We start from the raw sequence: 21,415 nt of genomic DNA, 5'->3' as shown, positions 1-21,415 counted from the left end.
GACGACGACGCTGTCCCCGACACGGTAGGTGGCTCAGCGGCCGCGGCCCGGGAGGGCCCGGCCGGCCAGCACCGCGGCCGCGAGGGCGGCGGCCCCGGCCGCCGCCAGCCCGGCGCCGAGGCTCCCGGTCGCCTCCGCGACGGCCCCGACCGCGGGCGGCCCGGTGAACGAGCCCAGGTAGCCGATCGTCGTCACGGTCGCGAGCGCGGCCGGCGCCCCGCCGGCCCCGGCGCCCGGCGCGGCGGCCAGGACCACCGGCGCCAGCGGCGCGAGCGCCAGCCCGAGCACCGCCCAGCCGGCGATCGGCAGCGCGGTGCCCGGCGCCAGGACGGCGGTGGCGAGCCCTGCCGCGGCCAACCCGGCGCCGGCTCGGGTGAGCCCGCGGCGGCCGAACCGGGCGGTCAGCCGGTCCCCGGCCAGCCGGCCGGCCAGCAGCGCGGCGGTGAAGCCGAGGTAGGCCGCGGCGGCGAGCCCCTCGCTCCCGCCCGGGGTGCCGCGGACGTGCACGGCCAGCCACGTCGACGCCGTCCCGTCCAGCAGGAAGACGCAGAACGCGAGCGCGCTCAGCGCCGACAGCCCGCGGGTCGGCCGGACGGCGGAGCGGCCGCCGTCCCGCCCCGCCGACGGCAGCCCGGCGGCCGCGAGCAGGCCGGCGGCGAGCGCGGCCGCGGCGACGCCCGCCGTGTGCGCGAGGAGGGGCACCTCGGCGGCGGTGGCGGCGAATGCGACGCCGGCCCCGAGCAGCAGGCCGCAGCTCTGACCGGCGTGGAGTCCAGACAGCAGCGGCCGCCCGGCCCGCCGCTCGACGTCGACGCCCTGGGCGTTGATCGCCACGTCGAGCACGCTGTTGGCGGCGGCCCAGCCGCCCAGGCCCACGGCGAGCACGGCCAGGTCCGGCGCGAGGGCGGCGGTCGTCAGGCCGGGGGCGAAGACGGCGAGACCGGCCGCGATCGCCCGACGGGTGCCGAACCGGTCGACCACGACCGCGCCGAGCGGCAGCCCGCACAGCGCGCCTGCCTCCACCGCGAGCGCGACCACGGCCAGCGCGCCGGGGGAGAGCCCGAGCCGGTCCTGCACCGCCGGGACCCGCGCCGCCCAGGTGGCCGTGACCAGGCCGACCGCGCAGAACAGGACCCAGGTCCGCAGCCGCTCACCCATGACCGTCCCGGTGCGCAGCCGCCGCCATGCGCATCCATGCGGATCCGTCGGGGGAGTCCTACGTTCCGGTCATGCTGGACCTCGTCAAGGTGGCGACCCTGCGGGCGGTCCTCGCCCACGGCTCGTTCTCGGCGGCCGCCCAGGAGCTGCACCTCACCCAGCCCGCCGTCTCCCGCCAGATCGCCGCGCTGGAGCGGGCGGTCGGCAGCGTCCTGGTGCGCCGCACCCGCCGGGGCGTGCTGCCCACCGAGGCGGGGCGGGTCCTGCTCGGCCACGCCGACCTGATCGCCGCGCAGGTGGAGCGCGCGGAGGCCGACCTGCGCGAGCTGCGCGGCCTGTCCCGCGGCACGGTGCGGCTGGGCTCGTTCCTCTCGGCGCTGGTGCACCTCTCGGCCGAGGTCGGCGGGCGGCTGGACCGGGCGCACCCCGGGATCATGCTCGTCGACGTCCTGGTGGACCGCGCGGACGCCGTCGACGGGCTGCGCCGCGGCGAGCTCGACCTGGCCGTCGTGTTCGAGCACGACTTCGAGCCCGCGGCACCCGCTCCCGGCGTCGACGTCCTCCCGCTGTTCGCCGACCCGCTGCGGGTGCTCCTACCGGCCGGGCACCGGCTCGCCGGGCGGACCGCGGTACCGGTGGCGGCGCTGGCGGGGGAGACCTGGATCCGGGCGCACGACGGCTCGGCGGCCCGGCGGGTGGACGCCGTCCTGGGCCGGGCCGGGCTGCACCCGCCGGTGCTGCTGGCCGGCCGCGGCGACGAGCCGTTCGAGGCGCAGGCGCTGGTGGCGGCGGGGAAGGGGGTGGCGCTCACCCACGAGCTCACCGTCGTCGTCGGCGGCCACCGCCTGGTGGCGCTGCCGCTGGCCGACGTCCCGGGGGAGCGGCAGGTGCAGGCCGCCGTGCTGCCCGGTCCGCGGCCGGCCGCCGTCGAGGCGGCGCTGCGCGCGCTGCTCGCGGTCGGGGCGGCCCGCCGGGCTACCGTTCGCACACCGCCCCCGTAGCCCAACTGGCAGAGGCAGGCCCCTTAAAAGGGTCCCAGTGTCGGTTCGAACCCGACCGGGGGTACGACCCTCGGGGTGAACCCCGGGCCTCGGGAACGCGCAGGCCGCGTGTGGCGTTGACCTGACCGAGTGGAGTCCGCCACCGTGGACCCCACGGTCCGACCAGTTCCCTCAGGGAGATGACGATGCCCAGCAGCAACCCGGCTTTCGGGCGCGCGTTCGACAGCGCCACCCGAGGCGGGCAGTACGGCGGCGGCTGGGGTTCGCCCCAGCAGTACGGCGCCCCGGCCCAGTACGACCAGTACGGCGCGCCCGCCCAGCAGGCGCCGTACACCCGGTCGACCACCCGCTACATGACGATGGACGACGTCGTCACCAAGACGGGGATCTCCTTCCTGGTGACCGTCCTCGCCGCGGCGGCCACGTGGGCGCTGCCCGGGCAGGCCGCGTGGGGCTTCGCCCTGCCGGCCGTGCTGGTGGCCTTCGTCCTCGGCCTGGTGATCGCGTTCAAGCAGATCGCCAACCCGGCCGCGACGCTGGCCTACGGCGCGCTCTACGGTGTCGCGCTCGGCGCCATCAGCGAGGCGTTCAACCAGGTCTACGGCGAGGGCATCGTCGTCCAGGCCCTGATCGGCACGTTCGGCGTCTTCGCCGGCATGCTCGTGGTCTACAAGACCGGCGCCATCCGGGTGACCCCCAAGTTCACCCGCTGGATCATCGGCGCCCTGGTCGGCGTCCTCGTCCTGGTCCTGGCCAACTGGATCGCCGCGTTCTTCACCCCGGGCGGCCTCGGCCTGCGCGACGGCGGGCCCGTGGCGATCATCTTCAGCCTGGTCGTGATCGGTGTGGCGGCCCTGTCGCTGCTGCTCGACTTCGACATGGCCGACGAGGCCATCCGCCGCGGCGCCCCGGCGAAGTTCGCCTGGTACATCGCCTTCGGCCTGCTGGTCACGGTCGTCTGGCTGTACCTGGAGATCCTGCGGCTGCTCAGCTACTTCCGCGAGTGAGCTGATCGGCCTCGTCCCGGGCCCCGCCGTGAGCTTGCGGAGGGTGGGGAGGACGAGGTCCTCCAACTGACAGTGGCCCGGTCCCCGCGAGGGGGCCGGGCCACTGCGCTGTCCGGGGTCGGTCGACCGTGATCATGGCGCCGCGACCACCGGGAACGCCGGTCCGGTGGGCGCGGCGCCATGATCGCCGCGGCAACGCGCCCTAGCTGAGGCGCTCGATCACCATCGCCATGCCCTGGCCGCCGCCGACGCACATGGTCTCCAGCCCGAAGGTCTCGTCCTTGGTCTGCAGGCCGTTGATCAGCGTGCCGGTGATCCGGGCACCGGTCATGCCGAACGGGTGGCCGACGGCGATCGCGCCGCCGTGCACGTTGAGCTTGTCGATGTCGATGCCCAGGTCGCGGTAGCTCGGGATCACCTGCGCGGCGAACGCCTCGTTGATCTCGACCAGGTCGATGTCGTCGATGGTCATGCCGGCCCGCTCCAGCGCCCGCTGCGAGGCGGCCACCGGCCCGTAGCCCATGATCTCCGGCGACAGGCCGGTCACGGCGGTCGAGACGATCCGCGCCAGCGGGGTGAGGCCGAGCTCGCGGGCCTTGGTGTCGCTCATGACGACCACCGCGGCGGCGCCGTCGTTGAGCGGGCACGCGTTGCCGGCCGTCACCCGGCCGTCGGGGCGGAAGACCGGCTTGAGGCCGGAGATGCCCTCGAGGGTGGTGCCGGCGCGCGGGCCGTCGTCCTTGCTGACCACGGTGCCGTCGGGTGTGGTCACCGGGGTGATCTCGCGCTCCCAGAAGCCGTCGGCGATGGCCTGCTCGGCCAGGTTCTGGCTGCGGACGGCGAACTCGTCCATCTCCTGCCGCGAGACGTCCTTGAGCAGGGCGAGGTTCTCCGCCGTCTGCCCCATCGCGATGTAGATGTCGGGGGTCTCGCCGCTCTCCCGCGGGTCGGTCCACGAGTCGGCGCCGCTCTCGGCCACCTTGGCGACCCGGGCCTGCGCGTCGGCGAACACCGGGTTGTGGGTGTCGGGCAGCGAGTCGGAGTTGCCCTTGACGAACCGCGACACCATCTCCACGCCGGCCGAGATGAACACGTCGCCCTCGCCGGCCTTGATCGCGTGCAGCGCCATCCGGGTGGTCTGCAGCGAGGAGGAGCAGTAGCGGGTGACCGTCGTCCCCGGCAGGTGGTCCATGCCGAGCAGGACGGCGACGACGCGACCCATGTTGTAGCCCTGCTCGCCGCCGGGCAGGCCGCAGCCGAGCATCAGGTCGTCGATGTCGTGCGGGTCGAGCTCGGGCACCTTGTCCAGCGCCGCGCGCACGATCGTGGCGGCCAGGTCGTCGGGCCGCAGGTCCTTGAGCGACCCCTTGAACGCGCGACCGATGGGCGAGCGGGCGGTCGCGACGATGACGGCTTCGGGCACGGGGCCTCCCAGGGGTGCGGGCTCCGACGGTGGAGCTCCGGACGGCGGAACACCAGCGAAACTACTCCCGGGTAGCCGGGACCGGAGCCCTAGCCTCCGACGGGCGTCTCCGCCGCCTCCTGCGCCTGCTCCGGGGTGGGCAGCTCGGTGGGGCGGCGCCGGCGCAGCAGCGCCCACGGCCCGCGCGGACCGGTGTCGGACCCGCGCACCTCGGTGGGCTGGACCTCGGTGCCCGGGCGGCTGGCCGCGCGCGCCGCCGCCTGGGCGACCGGCCGCACCGTCTCGCGGCGCAGCGGCCCGCGGGCGCGGTCGGCGGCGGCCGGCCAGACCCCGACGGCGTCGGCGACCGACGGCAGCAGGCAGGCGGCGGCGGCCGCGTAGCCGGCGGCGCTGGGGTGGAACTCGTCGGAGCTGAACAGGGTGCGGTCGCTGGCGAAGGACGGCCCGAGGATCGACCCCAGCGACACGGTCCGCCCGCCGGCCGCGACGACGGCGATGGTCTGCGCGGCGGCCATCTGCCGGCTCCACCGCCGGGCCAGCAGCCGCAGCGGCTGGCCGATCGGCCGAATGGTGCCGAGGTCGGGGCAGGTGCCGACGACGACCTGGCAGCCGGCGTCGACGAGCCGGGACACGGCGTCGGCCAGGTGCCGCACCGAGACCGCCGGCCTGGTGCGGCTGGTGACGTCGTTCGCCCCGATCATGATCATGACGACGTCGGGGTGCTCGGCCAGCGCCTCGGAGACCTGGTCGTCGAGGTCGCGCGAGACCGCCCCGGAGACGGCCAGCCGCACCAGCCGGACCGGCCGCTCGGCGAGCTCGGCCAGGGCGGCGGCGATGAGCACGCCGGGGGTCTCGGTGGCCCGCTCGACGCCGAGGCCGACGGCGCTGGAGTCCCCCAGGACGGCGAGCACGAGCGGCTTGCCGCGCCCGCGGCCGTAGACGCCGTTGCCCGAGGGCGGGTCGTCCTTGGCGGTGCGGGCCTCGACCTTGCGCCGGGCGGAGCGCGCCTGCTCCCTGAGCAGGGCGAGGAGCCCGGCGCCGGCGAGGCCGACGCCCCCGCCGCCGTAGGCGGCGCCCGCCGCCAGCCGTCGTGCCACGCTCGCCCTGGTCATGCCGCCTCCCGTCCTCCCCCCGGTAGGACCTCAACCCTCCTCCGCAGGCTATCGGCCCCCTACGGTGTGCCCGTGCCGTCGTCCCCCGTAGAGGTGTCCCCCGACCAGGCCGAAGGGCGCAGCCGGGTGATCGTCGACGTCCTCGTGGACGCCTTCGCCGATCTCATGCGCGCCGACGCCGACGCCTTCCGGACGAAGTTCCGGAAGATGGCCGCGGACCCCTTCGCCTTCTACCGCGGGTCCGCCTGCCTGTTCTACGCCGACATGGCGACGTCCGACGATCCGTGGTGCGACGAGCGGACGGCCCGCGTGTGGATCCAGGGTGACCTGCACGCGGAGAACTTCGGCACCTACATGGACGGGTCGGGGCGCATCGTCTTCGACGTCAACGACTTCGACGAGGCCTACCTGGGGCACGTCAGCTGGGACCTGCGCCGGTTCGTCGCGAGCTTCGCCCTGCTGGCCTGGCGCAAGGCGCTCTCCGACGACGTCATCGAGGAGCTGCTGCGCCGCTACCTCACCGCCTACCTCGACCAGGTCGAGGCCTTCACGCACTCCGACGAGGACCGCTCCTTCGCCCTGGTGCGGGAGAACACCGAGGGCGCGGTGCACGACGTCATCCTGGAGACCAGCGCCCGCACGCGGATCGCCCTGCTCGACCGGCTGACGGTCGTCGAGCGCTTCGAGCGCCGGTTCGCCGACACCTCGCGCAACCGCCGCCTCGACGACGGCGAGCGCGAGGAGGTGCTGGCCGCCGTCGAGCGCTACCGGCAGACCGTGCACCCGCCGGCGCGCCGCCGGGACGTGGCCTACGACGTCAAGGACGTCGTCGGCACCGGCGGCTTCGGGATCGGCAGCGCGGGGCTGCCCGCCTACAACGTGCTGCTGGAGGGCTACGACCAGGCGCTGGAGAACGACGTCGTCCTGTCGATCAAGCAGGGCAACGTCGCCGCGCCCAGCCGGATCGTCACCGACCCCGAGATCAGGGGGTACTTCGAGCACGAGGGCCACCGGACGGCGACGAGCCGGCGGGCGCTGCAGGCGCACACCTCGCAGTTCGTGGGCTGGACCGAGATCGGCGGGGTGGGCTTCGGCGTGGCCGAGCTCTCGCCCTACGAGGTCGACTTCGACTGGGACGACCTCACCGAGCCGTCCCACATGCGCCCGGTGATGACCCAGCTGGGCCGGGCGACGGCGAAGATGCACTGCGTCGGGGACGCCGACAGCGACCACACCCTGGTGCCCTTCCAGACCGAGGAGGCGATCACGGCGATGATCGGCGACCGGCGGGGGGAGTTCGTCGCCGACCTCGTGCGGTTCGCGCACGACTACGCCCGCCGCACCCAGGAGGACCACCGGCTCTTCGTCGACGCCTTCCGCGCCGGGGTGATCCCGGGCGTCAGCTCGAGCGGGCCGGAGCCGGTGGCGGTCTCAGCGGATCGGTAGCTCGATCAGCATGCCGCGGTGCGGGCCCACCGGGCGCAGGTCGTACTCCTCCGTGACGATCCTGAACCCGATGCGCTCGTAGAACCCGACGGCGGCCTTGCGGGCGTCGCACCAGACCAGCTGCGCCCCCAGGGCCGAGACCCGGATCAGCCCGTCGGCGACCAGCGCCCGCCCGACGCCGAGGCCGCGCACCCGCGGGTCGGTGGCCATGCCGCGCAGCTGCCACGAGCCCTCGGTGTCCCGCCAGGGGCAGTCGCGGGGGTGGAAGCGGACGACGCCCACGATCGCGCCGTCGTCCAGCCGGGCGGCCAGGTGCAGCGTGTACGGGGCGTCGTCCTCCTCGATCTCCGGCGGCCGGCCCTCGCGGAGCTCCTGCATGCGCAGCGGGTAGGTGGCCGCCGCGTCGACCTTCTCGATCGTGATGGTGCCGGTCAACGCCTCGGAGCTCACGCCGCCATTGTCTCAGCGCGCGCGGCGGCCCCTCCGGGTCCTCAGGTAGTCCGCCACCACGTACTCGCCGAGGCGGTCGCTGTCGGGGGTGAACACCCGCCCGCCGGCCCGCTGGGTCAGGTCGTGCACGAAGTGCACCAGCCCGGGGTCGGGGTCGAGCGCGAACACGTTCACCGTCGCGCCGGACCGGGCCACCCGCTCGACCTCGCCCACGGTGCGGGCGATCGTCTCGGGCATCGGTGGCCAGCAGAAGAACGGCGTCCCGTCGTCCTCGAGGTGGGCGGTCGGCTCGCCGTCGGTGACGATCAGCACCACCGGCTCGGCGTCGCGGTGGTGGGCCAGGAACCGGCGGGCCAGCATGAGCCCGTGCTGCAGGTTGGTGCCCTGCAGCGTGTCCACCGACAGCTCGGCCAGCGTCTCGGGCCGCAGCACCTGCGCGGTGGAGGAGAAGCCGATGATCTGGATCGCGTCCTGCGGGAACCGCGTGGTCACCAGCGAGTGCAGGGCCATCGCCGTCGACTTGGCCGCCCCCCACGTGCCGCGCAGCGCCATCGAGTAGGAGAGGTCGACCAGCAGGGCCACGGCCGCACCGGTGCGCCGCTCGGTCTCGACGACCTCGAAGTCCTCGACGGCGATGTGCACGGCCCGCCCGCCGCCCGGCCTCGGCTCGTGCGCCGTCCGCAGGACGGCGTTCTTCACCGTCCGGACGACGTCGAGCGGCTGCTCGTCGCCGAAGCGCCACTCGCGCGAGCTGCCGGTGAGCTCCCCGGCGGCGCCGGCGTCGGCGACGTCGTGCTCGCCGCGCCCGGTGGCCTGCAGCTTGGCGAACACCCGGCGCAGCGCGGTGGCGCCCAGCCGCCGCACCGCCTTGGGGGAGAGCTCCAGCTTGCCGTCGCTGCGGTTGAGGAAGCCCTGCCGCTCGAGCTCCCGCTCCAGCTGGCGCAGCGCCGCGAGGTCGTCGACGGCGTCGCGGCCCAGCGCCCGCTCGAGCAGCTCCCCGTCGACGTCGGCCAGCGAGGCGCCGGCGTAGCCCTGGGAGAGCTGGTTGGACAGCGCCTCCAGGTCGGCCAGCTCGGCGACCGCCGTCGTCGCGTCACCGAGGCCGAGCGACTCGGCGCCGTCCGGGACCTGGCCGCGCTGCCCCCAGGGCAGGTCCGGCCGGGCCTGCCGCAGGGCGTCCTGCAGGTGGGCCATCTCGCTGGCCAGGCCCATGTCCTGCATGGTCTGGGCCATCAGGTCGGCCAGCTCCGCCCGCTGCTCGGGCGACATCCCGGCCATCATCCGCTCCTGCGCGGCCGCCCGGCGGGCGAGGGAGTCGATCAGCTCGTCGATCGTCTCCGGGTTCTCCGGGAAGAACTGCCCGTGCTTGTCCATGAAGTCGCGGAACTGCTCGTCGGTGTCCTCACCGCGGTTGTGCGCGTCGAGGAGGTTCGACAGGTCGGCGACCATGTCCTTGACCGCCTGCATGTCCTCGGGCGTCGCGTTCTCCAGCGCCTGCTTCATGGAGGAGAAGGAGCTGTCGAGCACCTCCCGGCGGAGCAGGTCCTGGATCTGCTCGTAGGCCTGCCGGGCCTCGGGCGAGCGCCACGGGTACTCCTTGAGCGCCCGGACGGCGCCGGCGGTGTCGTCGGGCAGCGCGTCGAGCTCGGCCTCGGCGAGCCGGGCGGCGTCGTCGGGGTCGGGGAACAGCTCCCGGCGCTCGGCCTCCAGCGCCCGGTCGAGCAGCTCGCGGACCTCCTGCAGGGTGCCGTCCATGCGGCCGGCGGTGCGGGCCTGCCGGAGCCGGTCGCGCACCGAGCGGCGCAGCTCGTCGAGGCCGCGCCGGCCCTGCATGCCGCGGCGCAGCAGCTCGCGCAGCGCCTCCCGCACCCCGCTGCCGCCGAGCACCGAGTCGCCGATCTCGTCGACGGCGTCACCCAGGTCGTAGGGCGGGGCGAGCGGGTCGGGACCGCCGCGCCACCGGCCGTAGCGGTAGCCGCGACCGCCGTGCGGGCGCGCCACCTCAGGCCCCGTACACGGTGCGGGCGCCGTCGGTGTCCTTGGCCAGCCGGCGGGTGAGGTAGAGCCCCTCGAGGGCGAACTCCACCGCCGCGGCGGCCTGCTCCGCCGACTGCTCGCCCTCGGGCACGCCGACGCGGCCGAGCAGCTCGGCGAGCTTGGGGATCGTGCCGAGCTGGCCGAGCAGGGCCGCCGCCGGCACCAGCTCGCCGGACTCGACGGTCTCCCCGCCGGTGAAGTGCTCCTGCAGCCCGGTGAGGTCGAGCCCGGCGCAGCGGGCGCGGAAGGTCTGCGCCGTCGCCTGCCGCAGCAGGTGCTCGAGCACCTCGAGCTCGCGCTCGTCGTCGGGGTCGGAGCCGGCGTCGGCGAACTCGACCTTGCCGCGGCTGGCCGGGACGATGCTCGGCAGGTCGACCACCCGCGCGACCGGCCGGGTCTCCCCGGCGACGGCGGCCCGGCGGACGGCGGACGCGGCGATCGTCTCCAGACCGGCGATGGCGAACCGGGCGCTGACGCCGGAGCGCTGGTCGACGTGGCTGGACTCGCGGACCAGCCGGGTGTAGCGGGCGACGATCTCGACGAGGTGCTCGGGGATGAGCGGGGTGTCGAGGTGCGTCGTCCCCCAGGAGGTGAGGGCCTCCTGGTGCAGCAGCCGGATCTCGTCGACGAGTTCGAGCGGGTAGTGGGTGCGCACCTCGGCGCCGAAGCGGTCCTTGAGCGGCGTGATGATCCGCCCGCGGTTGGTGTAGTCCTCCGGGTTGGCGCTCGCGACCAGGAGGAGGTCCAGCGGCAGCCGCACCCGGTAGCCGCGGATCTGGATGTCGCGCTCCTCGAGCACGTTGAGCAGCGCGACCTGGATCCGCTCGGCGAGGTCGGGCAGCTCGTTGACGCTGAAGATGCCGCGGTTGGTGCGCGGCACCAGGCCGTAGTGGACGGTCTCCGGGTCGCCCAGCGTGCGGCCCTCGGCCACCTTGATCGGGTCGACGTCGCCGATCAGGTCGCCGACGCTGGTGTCGGGGGTGGCCAGCTTCTCGCCGAAGCGGTCGCTGCGGTGCAGCCAGCCGACGGGCGTGGCGTCGCCGTGCTCGGCGATCTGCCGGTGCGCCCACACGCTCACCGGGTGCAGCGGGTGCTCGTTGAGCTCGCTGCCGACCAGCACCGGGGTCCACTGGTCGAGCAGGCCGACGAGGGTGCGGATCAGCCGGGTCTTGCCCTGGCCGCGCTCGCCGAGCAGGACGAGGTCGTGGCCGGCGATGAGGGCCCGCTCGACCTCCGGGACGACGGTGTCCTCGAAGCCGACGATGCCGGGCAGGGTGGGCTCGCCGGCGCCCAGGCGGGCGAGCAGGTTGGCGCGCAGCTCGGCCTTGACCGTGCGGTAGGTCGCCCCGCTGTCGCGGAGCTCGCCGAGGGTGGTGGGTGCGGGAGGGGTGGACTGCTGAGGAGCCGGGTCCGTCACCCCCGCCACGGTACGACGCGGAGGGGTCTCCGGTCACCGGTGCGGTGCACGTCGGGTGCGAGGATCGGCCCGTGCCCGCAGCCGACGTCCCCCTGGTCAGCGGCGCCGACGTCGAGGCCGCCGCCGCCCTGCTCGAGGGCGTGGTCCGGCGGACGCCGCTGGAGCACTCCCGCGGGCTGGCCGAGCGGGTCGGCGGCCCGGTCTGGCTCAAGTGCGAGAACCTCCAGCGGACCGGCTCGTTCAAGATCCGCGGGGCCTACACGCGGATCGCGCGGCTGACCGCCGAGGAGCGCGCCCGGGGCGTGGTGGCGGCCAGCGCCGGCAACCACGCGCAGGGCGTGGCGCTGGCCGCGCAGCTGCTCGGCGCGCACGCCACCGTCTTCATGCCCGAGACGGCGCCGCTGCCGAAGGTGGCCGCCACGAGGTCCTACGGCGCGGAGATCCACCTGCTCGGGCAGACGCTGGCCGAGCCGCTCGTCGCCGCCGCCGAGCACGCGGAGCGCACCGGCGCGGTCTTCATCCACCCCTTCGAGCACCCCGACGTGATCGCCGGGCAGGGCACCGTCGGCCTCGAGGTCCTCGACCAGTGCCCCGACACCGGCACCGTCGTCGTCTGCGCCGGCGGCGGGGGGCTCGTGTCCGGCGTCGCGGCCGCGGTGAAGAGCCGCCGGCCGGGTGTGCGGGTCGTCGCCGTGCAGGCCGAGGGGGCGGCGGCGTTCCCCGGCTCCCTGGCCGCCGGCCGGCCGGTGCCGCTGCCGGCGATGGCCACGATGGCCGACGGGATCGCCGTCCCCGCGCCCGGTGCGCTCACGTTCGCGCACGTGAGCGAGCTGGTCGACGAGGTGCGCACGGTCGGCGAGGAGGACCTCTCGCGGGCCCTGCTGTTCTGCCTGGAGCGGGCCAAGCTGGTCGTGGAGCCGGCCGGGGTGGCCGCCGTCGCCGCCGTCCTGGCCGATCCGGGGGCGTTCGCGCCACCGGTGACCGCGGTGGTCTCGGGCGGCAACATCGACCCCGTCCTGCTGCTCAAGGTGGTGCAGCACGGCATGGCGGCGGCCGGGCGCTACCTCTCGCTGCGGCTGCGGGTGCCCGACCGCCCGGGCTCGCTGGCCGCGGTCCTGGCCGAGCTGGCCGCGGTGGGGGCCAACGTGCTGGAGGTGGAGCACGAGCGGACGGCGACCCGGCTCGACCTCGGCGAGGTCGAGGTGTTCGTCGTCCTGGAGACCCGCGGGCCGGACCACGCGGCCGAGGTGACCGCCGCGCTGGTGCGTGCCGGGTACGCGCCCACGCCGGAGTGAGGCCGATGAGTTCCCGCTGACCGGGGCGTCTGCACCGGCATGGACTTCCTGCTACGCCCCTCGCGAAAAGCGGTCGGAAACGGTCACCCCCCGGGCCTACGGTCCTGCGCATGACCGACGCGATCGTCGTCGACGGCCTGGTCAAGCGCTTCGGCGACACGACAGCACTGGACGGTGTGGACCTGACGGTGACCGAGGGCAGCGTCCTCGGCCTGCTCGGCCCCAACGGGGCGGGCAAGACCACCGTCGTCCGCATCCTGACGACACTCCTGCAGCCCGACGGCGGGCGCGCGGAGGTGGTGGGTCTCGACGTGGTGCGGGACGCCGACCGGGTCCGGGCGGCCATCGGGCTGACCGGCCAGTACGCCGCGGTCGACGAGTACCTCACCGGGTTCGAGAACCTCGAGATGGTGGGGCGGCTCTACCGGCTGCCGAAGAAGGAGGCGCGGGCGCGGGCGGGTGAGCTGCTCGAGCGCTTCGACCTCACCGGCGCGGCCGACCGGCCGGCCAAGACCTACTCCGGCGGCATGCGCCGGCGGCTGGACATCGCCGCCTCGCTCATCGCCCGGCCGCGGGTGCTCTTCCTCGACGAGCCGACCACGGGGCTGGACCCGCGCAGCCGGCTGTCGATGTGGGAGTTCATCGCCGACCTCGCCGACGGCGGGACGACGATCCTGCTGACCACGCAGTACCTGGAGGAGGCCGACCGGCTGGCCGACCGGATGGTGGTCATCGACCACGGCCGGGTGATCGCCCGCGGCACCGCCGACGAGCTCAAGGCGCAGGTCGGCGGCCAGCGGCTGGAGTTCACCGTCACCAACGCCGCGATGCTGCCCGGCGTCGCCGAGCGGCTGCGCCCGCTGGCCGTCGACGAGCCGCAGGTCGACGAGCAGATCAGGCGGCTGACCCTGCCGGTGCGCGGCGGCACCGAGGTGCTCGCCGAGGCGCTGCGCCTGCTGGAGGGCAGCGACGCCGAGCTCGTCGACGCAGGGCTGCGCCGGCCCGATCTCGACGACGTCTTCCTCACGCTCACCGGGCACGCCGCCGAGGACGGCGCCGCGGCCGGGGAGCCCGAGCCGGCGCCCGCCGGGGGAGGTGCGCGATGAGCGCCCTGGCCGCGACGCTGTCCGACAGCGCCGTCATCACCAAGCGCAACCTGATCAAGGTCAAGCGGGTCCCCGACCTGCTCGTCTTCGCGACGCTGTCGCCGATCATGTTCGTGCTGCTGTTCCGCTACGTGTTCGGCGGCGCGATCGAGGTGCCGGGGGACATCAGCTACGCGGAGTTCCTGCTGCCCGGCATCTTCGCCCAGACGGTGGTCTTCGGTTCGACGATCACCGGCTACAGCCTGGCCGAGGACCTGCAGAAGGGCCTGATCGACCGGTTCCGCTCGCTGCCGATGTCCCGGGCCGCGGTGCTGGTCGGCCGCACCGTCGCCGACGCCGCGGTCAACATCATCTCCATCGCCGTGATGGCGGTGACCGGGCTGGTCGTCGGGTGGCGGATCAACACGTCGGTGCTCGAGGCGGCGGGTGGCTTCCTGCTCCTGCTGCTGTTCGCGTTCGCCATCTCTTGGCTGATGGCGCTGGTCGGGCTCGTGGTGCGGACGCCGGAGGTCGTGAACAACGCGAGCTTCATCGTGATCTTCCCGTTGACCTTCATCTCCAACGCGTTCGTGCCGCTCGAGAGCCTGCCCTCGGTGCTGCAGACGTTCGCGGAGTGGAACCCGGTGTCGACCCTGGTCCAGGCCGCCCGCGAGCTGTTCGGCAACACCCTGGGCCCGCCGCCCTCGGACGCCTGGTCGATGCAGCACTCGGCGCTCTACACGCTGATCTGGGTGGTGATCATCCTGGCGGTGTTCGTGCCGCTGTCGGTGCGCGCCTACCGGCGGGCCGCCAGCCGCTGATGCGAGGACCCTCCTGCCCCCCACCGTTCGCACGCTCACGGCGGGACCCTGCAGGAGAGCCTGGCGCGGGCCGCGGCGACGACCGTCTCGACGTCGTCGCGGCCCGGCGGTGCGACCTCCTCCCCACGGCGGGCGCGCAGCGCCGCCTCGACCCCGCGCGGGTCGGGTAGGCGGGCCATCGCCCACCGGGCGCTGTCGGTCTTCGAGCGCCAGCGGCCGTCGGTCGCCCACGCCCACGAGCGGCAGGCGCTGAGCAGGGTCTGGGCGGGGGTGCCGGAGCGCGCCGACCACCAGTCCAGCCCCTCCACGACGGCCCTGGCGACCAGGTCCCGGCGCAGTTCCGGGAACACCTCGGCGGCCGGCGGGCCGAGCAGGGGGAGCGCCGTCAACCGCGCGATGTCGAGGTCGATCGTGAACCAGAAGCCGGGGTCGTCGGCGGGGTCGACCACCACGTGCAGGTCCATCCGCGGGCCGGTGTTGAGGTTGAGCGAGAACCGCGGGCCGCCGGGCGCGGTGAGGTCCTCGGCCGCGTACAGGACGAACTCCAGGCCGCGCGCCGGGACCGGCAGCGCCTCGGTGCGCAGCCGGGCGACCAGCTCCTGGCGTTCGTCCGAGGACACCGGGCCGGCCGCGACCGCCTGGATGTCGATGTCGCTGCGCGCCGGGTCGAAGTCGCCGAGCGCGCACGAGCCGACCAGCCAGACGCCGATCAGGCGCTCGCCGAGCACCTCGGCGACCCGGCGGGCGACCTCGTCGGCGTAGCTGCGCACCGGTCGCAGTGTGCCCAGCCGGTGGCCGGTGCGCACCCGGGGCGGCGGCAGGCGCAGGATGGGCGGCGATGAGCGCCCAGATCTCCGCCGAGAACCCGCTGGCCACCCCGTCGGACCTGCCGTTCCGGCTGCCGCCGTTCGCCGACACCACGCTCGAGCACTGCCGCGAGGCGCTGCTGGCCGGCATGGCGCAGCAGCGGGCGGAGGTCGCCGCGATCGTCGCGTCCGACGAGCCGCCGACCTTCGAGAACACCGTCGTCGCCCTCGAGCGCTCCGGCGAGCTGCTCACCCGCGCCGGCCTGGTGTTCGGCAACCTCGCCTCCTCGCTGTCGACGCCGCGGCTGCGGGAGATCGAGCGGGAGCTGGCGCCGCTGGAGGCGGCCCACGCCGACGCGCTGCGGCTCGACCCGGCGCTGTTCGCCCGCATCGACGCCGTCCACGCCGGGCGGCAGGAGGCCGGTCTGGACGACGAGGCGGTGCGGCTGGTCGAGCGCTACCACCTCGACTTCGTCCTCTCCGGCGCCCAGCTCGACGACGCCGGCCGGGCCCGGCTCACCGAGCTCAACCAGCAGCTCGCCGAGCTGTCGACGACGTTCGGCCAGAACCTGCAGATGGCCACCGAGGCCGCCGCCGTCCTCGTCGGGGACCCCGCGGAGCTGGCCGGGCTCGGCGACGAGGAGATCGCCGCGGCCGAGGGTGCCGCGGCCGACCGCGGCCAGGACGGCTACCTGCTCACCCTGCTGCTGCCCACCGGCCAGCCGGTGCTGGCCAAGCTGCGCGACCGCGAGCTGCGCCGCCGGGTGTTCGAGGCGTCGGTGTCGCGGGCGTCGTCGGGCGAGCACGACAACGGGCCGGTGGCCGCGCGCATGGCGCGGCTGCGCGCCGAGCGGGCACGGCTGCTCGGCTTCGACACCCACGCCGCCCTCGTGGTCGCCGACCAGACCGCGGGCAGCGTCGAGGCGGTCGACGCGATGCTGTCGTCGATGGTCGGCCCGTCGGTCGCCAACGCCGGCACGGAGGCCGACGCGCTGCGCGAGGCCGCCGCCCGCGACGGCGTCGAGCTCGCCGCCTGGGACTGGGCGTTCTACAGCGAGCAGGTGCGCGCCGAGCGCTACGCCGTCGACACCGCCGCCCTGCGGCCCTGGTTCGAGCTGGACCGGGTGCTGGTCGACGGCGTCTTCCACGCCGCCGAGCTGCTCTACGGCTTCCGGTTCACCCCGCGGCCCGAGCTGCAGGGCTACCACCCCGACGTGCGCGTCTGGGAGGTCACCGACGCCGACGGCGGACCGGTGGGCCTCTACCTCGGCGACTTCTTCGCCCGCGAGGGCAAGCGCGGTGGGGCCTGGATGAGCTCGTTCGTCACGCAGTCGCGGCTGCTGGGCACCCGGCCGGTGGTGCTCAACAACCTGAACGTCACCAAGGCCGCCGCCGGGTCGCCGACGCTGCTGACCCTCGACGAGGTCAACACGCTCTTCCACGAGTTCGGCCACGCGCTGCACGGGCTGATGTCGGCGGTGACCTACCCGCGGTTCTCGGGCACCAGCGTGCCCCGCGACTTCGTCGAGTACCCGAGCCAGGTCAACGAGATGTGGGCGCTGTGGCCGGAGGTCCTGGCCCACTACGCCCGGCACGTGGAGACCGGGGAGCCGCTCCCGGCCAGCGTCGTCGAGGCGATCGACGCCGCGTCGCTGTGGGGCGAGGGCTTCGCGACGCTGGAGTACCTGGCGGCCACCCTGCTCGACCAGGCCTGGCACCGGATCACCCCGGACACCGAGATCGGTGACCCGGTCGCGTTCGAGCGGGCCGCGCTGGAGGAGGCCGGCGTCGCCTCCGACCTCGTGCCGCCGCGGTACCGCACCACGTACTTCCAGCACGTCTTCGCCGGGGGCTACGCCGCCGGGTACTACAGCTACATCTGGTCGGAGGTCCTCGACGCCGACACCGTCGAGTGGTTCAAGGAGAACGGCGGCCTGCGCCGGGAGAACGGCGACACGTTCCGCGCCCGGCTGCTCTCGCGCGGCGGCTCGGTCGACCCGCTCGGTGCGTTCCGCGCCGTCCGCGGCCGGGACGCCGACCCGGCCCCGCTGCTGCGCCGCCGCGGCCTGGCTGCCTGACGTCGCCCGCCCTCCTCACGCGACGCCCGCGCTGCAGCACGGGTGGAGCGGGAGGAGAGCGGGTGACGTCAGAGCCAGGGGAGCTCGAGCACCAGGTCGAGGTCGTCGGGGGAGTCGCCGTCGCGGACGAGGCGGTTGGGCTGGCGGTGGCCGCACGCGGTGCAGCGGTGGACCACCTGCCAGCCCTTGCCCGACTTCTCGACCAGGCCGATCGGCTCCATGAGCTGCCGGCACCCGCTCGCCCGGTCGCCGGGCAGGTCGTCGACGTGCAGCGACCACAGGCAGAACGGGCAGTGGTTGCGGTAGTGCCCGTCGGTGTTGGCCGGGACGTCGGCGGCGCAGTGCCCGCAGACGAAGCCCGTGTTCTCCGCCCGCCGGGAGCGGACGTGCCCGGCCACGCCGGTTCCCCGCCCGCGCGTCAGGGGACGAACGGCTCGACCGCGACGACCTCGACGGTGATGTCCTTGCCGTTGGGCGCCCGGTAGGTGACGGTGTCGCCGGGCTTGGACCCGGTGATGGCCGAGCCGAGCGCGGACTCGGGGGAGTAGACCGAGAGGCCGGTCGTGCCGGCGATCTCGCGCGAGCCGAGCAGGAACTTCTCGGTCTCGTCGTCACCCTCGAACTTGATGGTGATGACCGTGCCGGTCACCGCCGACGTGGCGGTCTTGGGGGCGTCGCCGACCCGGGCCTTGCGCAGCAGGTCGGTGAGCTGCCGGATGCGGCCCTCCTGCTTGCCCTGCTCCTCCTTGGCCGCGTGGTAGCCGCCGTTCTCCTTGAGGTCGCCCTCTTCGCGGCGGGCGTTGATCTCCGCGGCCATGGCCGGCCGGTTCGCCACCAACTGGTCGAGCTCGGCCTTGAGCCGGTCGTGGGCCTCCTGGGTCAGCCAGATGCCCTGCTGCTGCTCGTCCGTGGGGGTCGACACGTGGAGTACTCCTGAAAGTCGGGAAGCCGCCCCCCGGAGGGAACGGCCTCGGTCGATCACGCCAAGCTAACACCGCGTTCCCGGCCGGTGCACAGCTCCGGCGGGCTCGCGGAACCGAGAACGATACTCCGCGGTGTCGTGACGAGCACCACTTTTCCTCCCGGTGGGCGACCCGAACAGGGGGTTTCCGGACGGCGCCCTCCCGGCGTCCGCCGGCGCCGTCCCCGGCCGGGGGACAATGCCCGGGTGACCTCGCCCGACCAGCTGCGCCTGCTCGCCGTGCACGCCCATCCCGACGACGAGTCGAGCAAGGGCGCCGCGACCATGGCCAGGTACGTCGCCGAGGGTGCGCGCGTCCTGGTCGCCACGTGCACCGGCGGCGAGCGCGGCTCGGTGCTCAACCCGGCCATGGACCGCCCCGAGGTGTGGGAGCGGCTGCCCCAGATCCGGGTGGAGGAGATGGCGCGGGCCCGGGAGATCCTCGGGATCGAGCAGGAGTTCCTCGGCTTCGTCGACTCCGGCCTGCCCGAGGGCGACCCGCTGCCGCCGCTGCCCGAGGGCTGCTTCGCCCTGGTGCCCGTCGAGGAGGCCGCCGCGCCGCTGGTCGCGCTGATCCGCCGGTTCCGGCCGCACGTGATCACGACCTACGACGAGAACGGCGGCTACCCGCACCCCGACCACATCAAGACCCACGAGGTCTCGGTGCACGCCTTCGAGGCCGCCGGCGACCCCGACCGCTACCCCGAGCTGGGGGAGCCCTGGCAGCCGAGCAAGCTCTACTACCACATGAGCTTCACGCTCGACCGCACGCGGGCACTGCACGAGGCCATCGTCGCCCGCGGCCTGGAGTCGCCCTACGAGGAGTGGCTGGCGAACTGGGACCCCTCGCGCGACGTCTCGCACCGGGTCACCACCCGGGTGCCCTGCGCCGACTACTTCGAGGTCCGGGACGCCGCGCTGATCGCGCACGCCACCCAGATCGACCCCGACGGCCGCTGGTTCGCCTGCCCCATCGAGGTGCAGCAGGACATCTGGCCGACCGAGGACTACGAGCTCGCCCGGTCGCTGGTGGACACGCCGGTGCCGGAGGACGATCTGTTCGCCGGGATCCGCAGTGAGGTGGGTGTCCGATGAACCTGCTCGCCGTCGCCGACGAGCAGCTGCCCGAGGACGTCGGCAAGGCCGGCCCCCTTGGGCTGCTCCTCGTCGTCCTGCTCCTGATCGCCGTCGTCCTGCTGGTCAAGTCGATGAGCCGGCACCTCAAGCGGGTGCCGCCGAGCTTCGACCCGGCCGACCGCGAGCCCGAGGTCGTCGTCCCCGACGACGCCGCCGAGCTGTTCGAGCAGCCGTCCCCGCCCGGCCAGGACCTGCTCGACACGCTGCGGCGGGCGCCGCGGGCGATCGAGCCGCCCCGGCCGGACCGGCCGGCCGACCCCGACGCGCAGGGCTGACCGGCCGGCCGCGGGCCGCTACAGCGACCGCTGGTAGGCGCCGAACGCCCGCGTGGCCAGCCACGCCATGACCGCCGCCAGCGCGGTGAGCAGGCCGAGCCGCGACCACACCACCGCCCAGTCGGTGCCCGACGAGAGCGCCTCCCGGGCGGCCACGACCGCCCAGTCCACCGGGTTGTAGCGGGCGACGGTGGCCACCCAGCCGGGCGCGAGCCGGGTGTCCATCAGGGCCGAGGACAGGAACTGCAGGGGCAGCACGATGAACTGGCTGATCCCGATGAGCGCCTCCTGCTGGCGCAGCAGCAGGGCCAGCGCGTCCGACAGCGACGCGACGACCACCGAGATCAGCACGGCCGCCAGCAGCGTGACCAGCACGCCGGACGCGCCGCCGGGGAACCGGGCACCGGCGGCGAAGGCGATGAGCAGGACCACCAGCGTCTGGAGGACCGTGGTCAGCGCCTGGTGGGCCAGGGTGCCGGCGATCATCGCGCCGCGGCGCACCGGCGAGGCCAGCAGCCGGTCCATGACCCCGCGGTCCATGTCCTCGATGTAGACGGTCCCCGCCCAGCCGCTGGAGAACAGCGCGGTCATCACCACGATCCCCGGCGTGATGAACTCCAGGTAGGACCCGTGCGCGGCCGCGAAGCCCGGCACGTCGGCCACCGACTCGAACAGCGCGCCGAACAGCAGCAGCCAGATCATCGGCTGGACCAGCGTCATGACCGCGTACGCCGGCTGGCGCAGCAGCGCCCTCGTCGACCGGGCGGTCAGGAAGCCGGCGTGCCGGAGCAGCGAGGCCCGCGGTGCGCGGGGGGTGCCGACGGCGTCGGCGACGAGGGTGCTCACGCTGCCACCTCCAGGCTGCGGCCGACGTGGCGCAGGTACACGTCGTCGAGCGAGGGCCGGGCCACGGTCACCGAGGCGACCGCCACGCCGGCCCCCTCCAGCGCCGCGAGGACGGCGGGGACGGCGCCCGCCCCGCCCGTGGCCCGCGCGCGCAGCGTCGTCCCGTCGACGGCGACGTCGCTCAGCCCGCGCAGCCGCGACAACGCCCCCGCGCCCGCCGGGGCGTCGCGTTCGGCCACCTCGACGGCGACGGCGTCCCCGTGCAGTCCGCGCTTGAGGGCGTCCGGCGTCCCCTCGACGACCACCCGGCCGGCGTCGACGATCGCCAGGCGGGCGGCCAGCCGGTCGGCCTCGTCGAGGTAGTGCGTGGTGAGCAGGACGGTGACGTCCTCCTCGGCGGCGAGGTGACCGATCTCGGCCCACATCCCCGCCCGGGCCTCCGGGTCCAGCCCGGTGGTGGGTTCGTCGAGGAAGAGCACCCGCGGTGCGTGCACGAGCCCCAGGGCGACGTCGAGCTTGCGGGCCATGCCGCCGGAATAGGTCTTCACCAACCGGTCGGCGGCGCCGGTCAGGCCGAAACGGGCGAGGAGCCGGTCGGCCCGGGCGGCCGCCTCCGCGGCGGTGAGGCCCTGGATGCGGGCAGCCAGGACGAGGTTCTCCCGGCCGGTCGCCATCGGGTCGCCGGAGGGCTTCTGCGAGACCAGGCCGATCGCCCGCCGGACGGCGTCGGGCGCCCGGCGGACGTCGATGCCGGCGACGGTCGCGGCGCCGGAGTCGGCCCGGGACAGCGTGGTGAGGATCCGGACCGTCGTCGACTTGCCGGCGCCGTTGGGGCCGAGCAGGGCGAAGACGGTGCCGGGCGCGACCTCGAAGGTGAGGCCGTCGAGGGCCCGGACCGGCGGCGCGCCCCGGCCTCCCGGATAGGTCTTGACCAGGTCGGCGGCGCGGAGGGCCGCCGAGGGGTGGACGGGCATGACGGTGCTCCCTTTCGGGTGAGGGGGAGCGGGACCGGCGCGCCTATCGTGGGGGTGCGCCTCGGGACGGGCCGCGTGCGGTCCCG

The 21,415-nt window shown here is 74.7% G+C and carries 20 protein-coding genes and 1 tRNA gene; 10 read left to right on the top strand and 11 right to left on the bottom strand.

Going from position 1 to position 21,415, the window contains the following annotated elements; translation table 11 throughout:
* Nucleotides 1–33: 33 nt before the first annotated feature.
* Nucleotides 34–1,158: an MFS transporter gene (locus ACI8AF_RS16530; RefSeq protein ID WP_456540823.1), complete on the bottom strand. Its 1,125-nt coding sequence runs from the start codon at nucleotides 1,156–1,158 to the stop codon at nucleotides 34–36.
* 71 nt (nucleotides 1,159–1,229) lie between these two features.
* Here ACI8AF_RS16530 and ACI8AF_RS16525 point away from each other — a divergent pair, with 71 nt between their 5' ends.
* The 3 genes from ACI8AF_RS16525 to ACI8AF_RS16515 all read left to right on the top strand — a co-directional run bounded on the left by ACI8AF_RS16525 (nucleotide 1,230) and on the right by ACI8AF_RS16515 (nucleotide 3,166).
* Nucleotides 1,230–2,159, top strand: a complete 930-nt coding sequence (locus ACI8AF_RS16525) for a LysR family transcriptional regulator (protein WP_456540822.1) — start codon at nucleotides 1,230–1,232, stop codon at nucleotides 2,157–2,159.
* Nucleotides 2,150–2,223: transfer RNA gene (locus tag ACI8AF_RS16520), tRNA-Leu, on the top strand. The genes ACI8AF_RS16525 and ACI8AF_RS16520 overlap by 10 nt, the downstream gene beginning before the upstream one ends.
* Before the next feature lie 121 nt (nucleotides 2,224–2,344).
* Nucleotides 2,345–3,166, top strand: a complete 822-nt coding sequence (locus ACI8AF_RS16515; RefSeq protein WP_456540821.1) for a Bax inhibitor-1/YccA family protein — start codon at nucleotides 2,345–2,347, stop codon at nucleotides 3,164–3,166.
* A gap of 202 nt (nucleotides 3,167–3,368) precedes the next feature.
* On the opposite strand, the gene ACI8AF_RS16510 is transcribed toward ACI8AF_RS16515, so the two are convergent.
* Nucleotides 3,369–4,589, bottom strand: coding sequence for an acetyl-CoA C-acetyltransferase (locus ACI8AF_RS16510; protein WP_456540820.1), 1,221 nt, complete (start codon nucleotides 4,587–4,589; stop codon nucleotides 3,369–3,371).
* Nucleotides 4,590–4,678: 89 nt separating this feature from the next.
* On the bottom strand, nucleotides 4,679–5,701 hold the full coding sequence (locus ACI8AF_RS16505) for an SGNH/GDSL hydrolase family protein (protein ID WP_456540819.1): 1,023 nt from the start codon (nucleotides 5,699–5,701) through the stop codon (nucleotides 4,679–4,681).
* A 72-nt stretch (nucleotides 5,702–5,773) separates the two neighbouring features.
* Here ACI8AF_RS16505 and ACI8AF_RS16500 point away from each other — a divergent pair, with 72 nt between their 5' ends.
* Nucleotides 5,774–7,147: a DUF2252 domain-containing protein gene (locus tag ACI8AF_RS16500; RefSeq protein ID WP_456540818.1), complete on the top strand. Its 1,374-nt coding sequence runs from the start codon at nucleotides 5,774–5,776 to the stop codon at nucleotides 7,145–7,147.
* Here ACI8AF_RS16500 and ACI8AF_RS16495 read toward each other — a convergent pair.
* The 3 genes from ACI8AF_RS16495 to ACI8AF_RS16485 are packed head-to-tail and all read right to left on the bottom strand — an operon-like array spanning nucleotide 7,133 to nucleotide 11,051.
* Entirely contained in the window at nucleotides 7,133–7,597 is a 465-nt protein-coding gene (locus ACI8AF_RS16495) for a GNAT family N-acetyltransferase (protein ID WP_456540817.1), read from the bottom strand. The two genes, ACI8AF_RS16500 and ACI8AF_RS16495, sit on opposite strands and share 15 nt — an antisense overlap.
* A 12-nt stretch (nucleotides 7,598–7,609) precedes the next feature.
* Nucleotides 7,610–9,598 carry a VWA domain-containing protein gene (locus ACI8AF_RS16490; RefSeq protein ID WP_456540816.1) on the bottom strand — a complete coding sequence of 663 codons (1,989 nt, stop codon included), beginning with the start codon at nucleotides 9,596–9,598 and terminating at the stop codon, nucleotides 7,610–7,612.
* Nucleotide 9,599: 1 nt separating this feature from the next.
* Nucleotides 9,600–11,051 (bottom strand): sigma 54-interacting transcriptional regulator, encoded by a 1,452-nt coding sequence (locus ACI8AF_RS16485; RefSeq protein WP_456540815.1) that lies wholly within the window; start codon nucleotides 11,049–11,051, stop codon nucleotides 9,600–9,602.
* A 71-nt stretch (nucleotides 11,052–11,122) separates the two neighbouring features.
* Here ACI8AF_RS16485 and ilvA point away from each other — a divergent pair, with 71 nt between their 5' ends.
* The 3 genes from ilvA (at nucleotide 11,123) to ACI8AF_RS16470 (ending at nucleotide 14,252) form a co-directional block, all read left to right on the top strand.
* Nucleotides 11,123–12,346: a threonine ammonia-lyase gene (gene ilvA, locus ACI8AF_RS16480; RefSeq protein WP_456540814.1), complete on the top strand. Its 1,224-nt coding sequence runs from the start codon at nucleotides 11,123–11,125 to the stop codon at nucleotides 12,344–12,346.
* A 110-nt stretch (nucleotides 12,347–12,456) separates the two neighbouring features.
* On the top strand, nucleotides 12,457–13,452 hold the full coding sequence (locus tag ACI8AF_RS16475; RefSeq protein ID WP_456540813.1) for an ATP-binding cassette domain-containing protein: 996 nt from the start codon (nucleotides 12,457–12,459) through the stop codon (nucleotides 13,450–13,452).
* Nucleotides 13,449–14,252: an ABC transporter permease gene (locus ACI8AF_RS16470; RefSeq protein ID WP_456540812.1), complete on the top strand. Its 804-nt coding sequence runs from the start codon at nucleotides 13,449–13,451 to the stop codon at nucleotides 14,250–14,252. The genes ACI8AF_RS16475 and ACI8AF_RS16470 overlap by 4 nt, the downstream gene beginning before the upstream one ends.
* A 35-nt stretch (nucleotides 14,253–14,287) precedes the next feature.
* Here the strand turns inward: ACI8AF_RS16470 and ACI8AF_RS16465 are convergent, their stop codons facing one another.
* A complete protein-coding gene (locus ACI8AF_RS16465) occupies nucleotides 14,288–15,022 on the bottom strand; it encodes an aminoglycoside adenylyltransferase domain-containing protein (protein ID WP_456540811.1) in 735 nt (244 codons plus the stop codon).
* A 68-nt stretch (nucleotides 15,023–15,090) separates the two neighbouring features.
* On the opposite strand from ACI8AF_RS16465, the gene ACI8AF_RS16460 reads away from it, so the two are divergent.
* Entirely contained in the window at nucleotides 15,091–17,136 is a 2,046-nt protein-coding gene (locus ACI8AF_RS16460) for a M3 family metallopeptidase (RefSeq protein ID WP_456540810.1), read from the top strand.
* Nucleotides 17,137–17,204: 68 nt separating this feature from the next.
* On the opposite strand, the gene ACI8AF_RS16455 is transcribed toward ACI8AF_RS16460, so the two are convergent.
* Together ACI8AF_RS16455 and greA are read right to left on the bottom strand one after the other, a co-directional pair.
* Nucleotides 17,205–17,534, bottom strand: coding sequence for an RNHCP domain-containing protein (locus ACI8AF_RS16455; protein WP_456540809.1), 330 nt, complete (start codon nucleotides 17,532–17,534; stop codon nucleotides 17,205–17,207).
* A 20-nt stretch (nucleotides 17,535–17,554) separates the two neighbouring features.
* Nucleotides 17,555–18,058: a transcription elongation factor GreA gene (greA, locus tag ACI8AF_RS16450; protein WP_456540808.1), complete on the bottom strand. Its 504-nt coding sequence runs from the start codon at nucleotides 18,056–18,058 to the stop codon at nucleotides 17,555–17,557.
* 246 nt (nucleotides 18,059–18,304) lie between these two features.
* Between greA and mca the strand changes: the two genes are divergently transcribed.
* Nucleotides 18,305–19,192 carry a mycothiol conjugate amidase Mca gene (mca, locus tag ACI8AF_RS16445; protein ID WP_456540807.1) on the top strand — a complete coding sequence of 296 codons (888 nt, stop codon included), beginning with the start codon at nucleotides 18,305–18,307 and terminating at the stop codon, nucleotides 19,190–19,192.
* Nucleotides 19,189–19,509 (top strand): hypothetical protein, encoded by a 321-nt coding sequence (locus tag ACI8AF_RS16440; RefSeq protein ID WP_456540806.1) that lies wholly within the window; start codon nucleotides 19,189–19,191, stop codon nucleotides 19,507–19,509. Before mca ends, ACI8AF_RS16440 begins: the two co-directional genes overlap by 4 nt.
* An 18-nt stretch (nucleotides 19,510–19,527) precedes the next feature.
* Here ACI8AF_RS16440 and ACI8AF_RS16435 read toward each other — a convergent pair whose 3' ends face one another.
* Nucleotides 19,528–20,355 (bottom strand): ABC transporter permease, encoded by an 828-nt coding sequence (locus tag ACI8AF_RS16435; protein WP_456540805.1) that lies wholly within the window; start codon nucleotides 20,353–20,355, stop codon nucleotides 19,528–19,530.
* Nucleotides 20,352–21,329 carry an ATP-binding cassette domain-containing protein gene (locus tag ACI8AF_RS16430; RefSeq protein WP_456540804.1) on the bottom strand — a complete coding sequence of 326 codons (978 nt, stop codon included), beginning with the start codon at nucleotides 21,327–21,329 and terminating at the stop codon, nucleotides 20,352–20,354. The genes ACI8AF_RS16435 and ACI8AF_RS16430 overlap by 4 nt, the downstream gene beginning before the upstream one ends.
* Between the last annotated feature and the right edge of the window lie 86 nt (nucleotides 21,330–21,415).

Source organism: Blastococcus sp. SYSU D00669, assembly GCF_054050715.1.
The sequence above is the reverse complement of the archived record's forward strand: the minus strand, read 5'-3'. Positions and strand labels throughout refer to the sequence as shown.